Source organism: Mesorhizobium sp. M1A.F.Ca.IN.020.06.1.1, from assembly GCF_004023265.1.
Classification (GTDB): Bacteria; Pseudomonadota; Alphaproteobacteria; order Rhizobiales; family Rhizobiaceae; genus Mesorhizobium.
The window spans coordinates 1-5,167 of record NZ_RZSR01000387.1 but is presented as its reverse complement, the minus strand read 5'-3'; the positions used below and the strand labels follow the sequence as shown (position 1 = coordinate 5,167).

At 63.4% G+C, this 5,167-nt stretch carries 9 protein-coding genes, 1 pseudogene and 1 riboswitch; of the genes and pseudogenes, 7 read left to right on the top strand and 3 right to left on the bottom strand.

The window, feature by feature from the left end:
- The 3 genes from EOA60_RS17705 to crcB (EOA60_RS17695) form a co-directional block, all read left to right on the top strand.
- On the top strand, nucleotides 1-363 hold a 363-nt coding region (locus tag EOA60_RS17705), incomplete at its 5' end, for a YbaY family lipoprotein (protein ID WP_206628152.1).
- A gap of 208 nt (nucleotides 364-571) precedes the next feature.
- A riboswitch (Fluoride riboswitch) is annotated at nucleotides 572-645 on the top strand.
- A gap of 97 nt (nucleotides 646-742) precedes the next feature.
- The gene (crcB, locus tag EOA60_RS17700; RefSeq protein ID WP_095823910.1) at nucleotides 743-1,135 is read left to right on the top strand and encodes a fluoride efflux transporter CrcB; all 393 of its coding nucleotides are present in this window, start codon (nucleotides 743-745) and stop codon (nucleotides 1,133-1,135) included.
- Between the two features lie 32 nt (nucleotides 1,136-1,167).
- Nucleotides 1,168-1,569 (top strand): fluoride efflux transporter CrcB, encoded by a 402-nt coding sequence (gene crcB / locus EOA60_RS17695; protein ID WP_245322282.1) that lies wholly within the window; start codon nucleotides 1,168-1,170, stop codon nucleotides 1,567-1,569.
- Nucleotides 1,570-1,711: 142 nt separating this feature from the next.
- On the opposite strand, the gene ndk is transcribed toward crcB (EOA60_RS17695), so the two are convergent.
- Nucleotides 1,712-2,134: a nucleoside-diphosphate kinase gene (ndk, locus tag EOA60_RS17690; protein ID WP_095823617.1), complete on the bottom strand. Its 423-nt coding sequence runs from the start codon at nucleotides 2,132-2,134 to the stop codon at nucleotides 1,712-1,714.
- Between the two features lie 176 nt (nucleotides 2,135-2,310).
- Here ndk and EOA60_RS17685 point away from each other — a divergent pair, with 176 nt between their 5' ends.
- A complete protein-coding gene (locus EOA60_RS17685; RefSeq protein ID WP_095823616.1) occupies nucleotides 2,311-2,526 on the top strand; it encodes a hypothetical protein in 216 nt (71 codons plus the stop codon).
- 138 nt (nucleotides 2,527-2,664) lie between these two features.
- Here the strand turns inward: EOA60_RS17685 and EOA60_RS17680 are convergent, their stop codons facing one another.
- Nucleotides 2,665-3,357, bottom strand: coding sequence for a glutathione S-transferase family protein (locus EOA60_RS17680; protein ID WP_095823615.1), 693 nt, complete (start codon nucleotides 3,355-3,357; stop codon nucleotides 2,665-2,667).
- A 54-nt stretch (nucleotides 3,358-3,411) separates the two neighbouring features.
- On the opposite strand from EOA60_RS17680, the gene EOA60_RS17675 reads away from it, so the two are divergent.
- Nucleotides 3,412-3,921 carry a DinB family protein gene (locus EOA60_RS17675; protein ID WP_095823614.1) on the top strand — a complete coding sequence of 170 codons (510 nt, stop codon included), beginning with the start codon at nucleotides 3,412-3,414 and terminating at the stop codon, nucleotides 3,919-3,921.
- A gap of 156 nt (nucleotides 3,922-4,077) precedes the next feature.
- Here EOA60_RS17675 and EOA60_RS39065 read toward each other — a convergent pair whose 3' ends face one another.
- The gene (locus tag EOA60_RS39065; protein WP_245466673.1) at nucleotides 4,078-4,434 is read right to left on the bottom strand and encodes a hypothetical protein; all 357 of its coding nucleotides are present in this window, start codon (nucleotides 4,432-4,434) and stop codon (nucleotides 4,078-4,080) included.
- Between the two features lie 34 nt (nucleotides 4,435-4,468).
- Here EOA60_RS39065 and EOA60_RS39060 point away from each other — a divergent pair, with 34 nt between their 5' ends.
- The gene (locus EOA60_RS39060) at nucleotides 4,469-4,729 is read left to right on the top strand and encodes a hypothetical protein (protein WP_245307739.1); all 261 of its coding nucleotides are present in this window, start codon (nucleotides 4,469-4,471) and stop codon (nucleotides 4,727-4,729) included.
- A 185-nt stretch (nucleotides 4,730-4,914) separates the two neighbouring features.
- Nucleotides 4,915-5,167: pseudogene (locus tag EOA60_RS17665) on the top strand (GGDEF domain-containing protein); the annotation flags it as partial.

The window sequence follows — 5,167 nt, the reverse complement described above, 5'->3', positions numbered from 1 at the left end:
GGCGTGCTTGCCGTGCCGGAGTTCACCAGTGCCGCCGAAAAGACGATTGCCGGCGAGGTGACCTATCGCGAGCGCATCGCGCTGCCGCCCAATGCCGTGCTTTCGGTCGAACTCGCCGACATCTCGCTGGCCGGCGCGCCGGCGACGCTCGTCGGCCAGCGCAAGATCGTCGTGGCCGGCCAGGTGCCGATCAAATTCGAGATCGGCTTCGATCCCAAGGCAATCCAGCCCGGCAGGGCCTACGCGCTGCAGGCCCGCATAACGGTCGATGACCGGCTGATCTTCCTCACCGACACTCGCCACCAGGTCGATCCGCTGGACGGCAAGCCGCAGACCATCGTGCTGAAGAAGGTCACGTCGTAGCCTGGTTCGCAAAATTTCCGACACGCCGGAAACGCATAGAGACGAGGGATCGCGGCCGCTTCTGCGTCAGCCCCGGGAGTTCCGGTCTCTCGTCCGCCACCGCGTGCGCCACCATAACGGATTCGGCAAATGTTAACGGGGCGCGAAGAAGCGCGTCGCAACCATAGTGGCCCCGATTGACCGCGACCCCGCGACCACCTAGTTTCCCTCGTCAAATGGGGATGGGGTTCCCCCGAAACCGCCCGAGCTTTTCGCATCTGGGCTGATGACTCCTGCCAGGCGTGCTTTCGCGCGGCAGGATTTCTTTTTCCGCTCGCACACGCCTGTCTTGATGGCGCGATTCCCGCGAGGAATCGCTTTGTGGAAAGGCAAAGAAGCGATGAGCCTTGCGGCCTGCGCCCTGGTCCTGATCGGCGGCTTCCTCGGCGGTGTTTCCCGCTTCTTCCTGTCGGGCCTTTTCGGCCGCAGCGTCGGCGAGACCTTTCCCTGGGGCACGCTGGTGGTCAACGTCTCCGGCGCGCTTGCCATCGGCGCCTTCGCAGGCGCGGCGCGGGCCGTCGGCGGCATCTTTTCCGCCGAACTCGTGCGCGACCTGATCGTGGTCGGTCTGTTCGGCGGCTACACCACGGTTTCGTCCTTCTGCCTGCAGACGCTCAACCTCGCGCTCGACGGCGAGCGGCGGCTCGCCGCTCTCAACATCGTGGCTTCGGCGGCGCTCTGCGTGCTTGCCGTCGCCTTTGGGTTTTGGACCGTCGTGCGGATGGCGGGGTAGGGCGCATGTTTGGAAACGATAGACAGACAGCCATGCGGCTTTATCTGGCGGTGGGCTGCGGCGCGGCCATCGGTTCGCTGGCGCGCTTTTTATGCGGCTACGTCGTCGTCTCGCTGCTGGGCTGGAGCCCGCTGCTTGCAACGGCGTTCGTCAACGTCGTCGGCTCCTGGGTCATCATGTTCTTTTCCACGCTGACCCGGCCGGATGGACGCTTGATGGTCGGCCCGGCCGGCCGCCAGTTCGTGACCGGCGGCTTCTGCGGCGGTCTCACCACCTTTTCGTCGATGAGCCTCGACACCTTCATCCTGCTTCTCGAGGGCGACCTCGGCCTTGCGGCGACCTATCTTGTCAGTGTGGTGGTGCTGTCGCTTGCGTCGGCCTGGCTCGGCTATCTCATGGCGACCAGGTTCAACCGCTTGCCGATCACCAGGTGATCAGGGAGGAGAGCATGGCACTTCTCGCCGGCTCGGAGGCCTCCGGCGCAGCCGCGGGCATCGCCCGTTCCTAAAGCCTGCACGGCCGGCCCGCTCCAACAAAAAGGCGGCCCGAGAGCCGCCTTGCCGGGACCGAAGCGTCTCAGCCGACGATCTCGGTGTCGGAGAACCAGTACCTGATCTCCTGCGCGGCGGTCTCCGGCGCGTCCGAGCCGTGCACCGAATTTTCGCCGATCGACAGCGCATGCACCTTGCGGATGGTGCCCTCGGCCGCATTGGCCGGGTTGGTGGCGCCCATCACTTCGCGGTTCTTGGCGATGGCGTTCTCGCCCTCCAGCACCTGCACGACGGTCGGGCCCGACGACATGAATTCGACCAGCTCGCCGAAGAAAGGACGATCCTTGTGGACGGCGTAGAAGCCTTCGGCCTCGCGGCGGCTCATCCATACGCGACGCGACGCGACGACGCTGAGGCCCGCGTCTTCCAGCATCTTGGTGATGGCGCCGGTCAGATTGCGCTTGGTGGCATCCGGCTTGATCATGGAGAAGGTGCGTTCGATCGCCATTGGGTCGTCCTTGTTCTGGGAATGGAAATTGGAGTGGCGGGCTCTATACAAGCCGCTTGGCGGCTTGCCAAGGGGAGGCGGCTTCTGGTCAAGGCCGGCTGTTTGCGGGATAATTGGACGGCTGAGAGCGCGCTTCGCGTGCAGTCCGGAGCGCCGCGGCAGCGGAGCAGGAGGCGATGAACCGGGCCCACCTCAAACGCGACGATATCGCCGGCATTTTCTTGATGGCCGTGGTCCTTGCCGTGATCGTCTTCGTCCTGCTGTTCTTTCCACAAACCGGACAGCAGAATTTCGGCTTCGGCCCGGAATGGCAATGCGCCCGCATGGGAGAGGGCGATCCGATCTGCGTCAGGCTGGTCGAAAAGGATGAAGCCGGAAAATTCCCGCCTTGAGGGGGAGTGGCCGGCAGGCCAGAGCGGGGCGCCGCGCGTGAAACGCCGACTTCTTCTCTCGCAAGTAGGCGCCGCAGCTGTTGAGGCGCCCACTCTGTCACCTTCGGCGACATCTTCCCACAAGAGGAAGATTAGCGCTTACGCCGCCGCGGCGACCTGCCGGCCGATTCCGCCATGCAGGTCGAGGCAGCGTTCGAACCATTCGGCAACGCCGTCGCCCGTCTCGAGCAGCTGGTAGGGCGAGGCGACGCGCGCCCATTGCAGCGCCCCGAACACGATGTAGTCGGCAAACAGCGGCGATGTCCCGCCGATGAAAGGCTGATAGCTGAGCATCGAGCGCAGCGGCTCGAGCGAGGCACGAAAGCCGGCAAGCCCCTCGTCGCGGCCGGCCACCACCTCTTCGAGCCGCTTGCCGAGCCGCTGCTCGCGGCTCTCGCGGAAATAGGCGCGGTTCGCCTCGTCCTGCATGCTGTGCAGATCGGTGAGCAGCACCGTCATGAGGTAAGGATGGATGGTGAGCTGCGACCAGCGTTCGATGAAGCGCGCCGTCGCCTTGCCGCCTTCGCCGCCGAACAACGTCGGCCGCTCGGGGTAGGCTTCGTCGAGATAAAGTGCGATGGCGAAGGAATCGGCCACCACGCGCTCGCCATCGCGGATCACCGGCACCGTCTTCGAGACGCCGCCTTCCACCTTGGGGACTTCCAGGAAGCGCGTCGGCACCTTGGTGGCGTCGAGCCTTTTGTGGGCCAGCGCCATCTTCGTCTTCCAGCAATGCGGACTGAATGGGCGTTTTGCGTCGTGGCCGACGAGATCATAGAACAGAATGGTCATTACGGTTCCTGCGGGTTACGAAGAGCCGGGATTCGTTGCGAGCCGGATGGAAGAATGAAACAGCATTTCATGATGTTTGCGGCCTACAATCAATGGGCCAACACGCGCATCTATGATGCCGCCGCCGATCTCAGCGAAGAGGAACTCGGCCGCGATGTCGGCGCCTTCTTCGGCTCGATGCTGGGCACGCTCAATCACCTGCTCGTCACCGACCGCGTCTGGATGAAGCGCTTTACGGGCGAGGGGGACGCGCCCTCAAACCTTGCGACGATCCTCTATCGCGCCTTCCCGGGCTTGCGCCTGGCACGCGAGGCCGAGGACAGGAGGATTGTCGACTGGATGGGCGGCATGACCGATAAGGCGCTCACCGGGCGATTTTCCTATATGACCACCGACATGCGCACCGTTTCGCAGCGGCTGGCGCCGGCGCTCAGCCATCTCTTCAATCACCAGACCCACCATCGCGGCCAGGCGCATATGTGCCTTACCGTCCTCGGCAGACCCTCGGTGTCGCTTGACCTGATGCAGTTCCAGCGCTCCGAAGAAGGCCGCGCCTACGCCTGAAGCTTACGGGAGTCCGGTTGGCCAATTCAAAAAAATTAAGAAACACTTCAATTTCGTCTATATTTTTAAAGCAGAAGTATCGTTTTTGAAAAATACGATTCGTCACATGCGAAATAGCTAAAGAAACCGAAAGGGCACTCTCGGCGTATTTCTGTCTCAAAAGCTACGCGCTCTAGAAAAGCGCAACAAACGGTGCAAGGCGGAAATACAAAACCACAGGGAGAGTGTCATGGCCAGTATCGTAAAAAGATTCGCCAGCACATTGGCGAGTGGTGCAATCGTCGTTGCTCTTGCCATGCCTGCGAGCGCCCAGAGCGTCGGGGTCGGCAGCCTCGGCGGCGTATCCGTAGGCGGCAACAGCGCCGACGCCAATGCGGGCGGCCCAAATGGGGCTGACGGCAATGCATCCTTCGGCGGCAGCAACAGCAGCGCCAGGGTTTCGATCGGCGGCGCAAGCGGCGGCAGCGGAAACGCCACCATCGGCGGCAGCAGTTCCACGGCCACCGCATCCATCGGCGGCACCAACGGGGCTGGAGCCGATGCGACTTTGGGCAACGGCACCAATAGCGCGCTCAACGTGACGACCGGCGGCACGAGCGGCGCTGGCGTCGCCCTCGGCGCGGGCGCCGCCGTTCCTGGAACCGTCGGCGCGACGCCGCCGGGAACGACGAACCTGTCCTCCGCCGTCGCGCAAATGTCGAGCAGCCAGTTGTCGCGGATGAAGAAGCGCTGCGTCGATGTGCTCAGCAGCGAGGGCACCTATGATCGTGATCTGAGGGCGCTCTGCCTGATGATTTCGCGTCGTTGACGGCGCGCTGACGAGCGCCTCTGGCCAATCGCAAAGCCGCCGCTGCGTCGGCGGGCCTTCTTCAGCTGGTATCGCGGTGCGGCGCGCTCGACGCCTGGTTAACCACATTCCCATTGAAGCCAATATATTAGGACTTCGTTTGCGCTCGCGCTCCACAATAGGCCAGTTGTAGTGGGAGCAATGCCATGCGCATCGATTTGTCCCCCACCAGTTGGGGCAGGGTCGCGCTGGTCACCGTTGCCGGCACGGCATTCTTCATTGCCGCGGCCTTCTTCGTCGATTCCTTCAACTTCGCCTCGCTGTCACCCGAAGCGCTGCTCTGGGCCAAGCTCACCGACCTGTTCCTGCCGCTCATCCTTGGCGGCTCCTTCCTTTTCTTCCTAATGTGGAAGATGCGCCAGCTGGCCATCGCCCAGAAGGAGCTCAGCATCATTGCCG

Bases quoted from the DNA above. Each gene is read 5' to 3' on its own strand.
- crcB (WP_095823910.1), top strand. From the start codon at position 743: ATGAGCCTTGCGGCCTGCGCCCTGGTCCTGATCGGCGGCTTCCTCGGC.
- crcB (WP_245322282.1), top strand. From the start codon at position 1,168: ATGCGGCTTTATCTGGCGGTGGGCTGCGGCGCGGCCATCGGTTCGCTG.
- ndk (WP_095823617.1), bottom strand. From the start codon at position 2,134: ATGGCGATCGAACGCACCTTCTCCATGATCAAGCCGGATGCCACCAAG.
- EOA60_RS17685 (WP_095823616.1), top strand. From the start codon at position 2,311: ATGAACCGGGCCCACCTCAAACGCGACGATATCGCCGGCATTTTCTTG.
- EOA60_RS17680 (WP_095823615.1), bottom strand. From the start codon at position 3,357: ATGACCATTCTGTTCTATGATCTCGTCGGCCACGACGCAAAACGCCCA.
- EOA60_RS17675 (WP_095823614.1), top strand. From the start codon at position 3,412: ATGAAACAGCATTTCATGATGTTTGCGGCCTACAATCAATGGGCCAAC.
- EOA60_RS39065 (WP_245466673.1), bottom strand. From the start codon at position 4,434: ATGGATGCGGTGGCCGTGGAACTGCTGCCGCCGATGGTGGCGTTTCCG.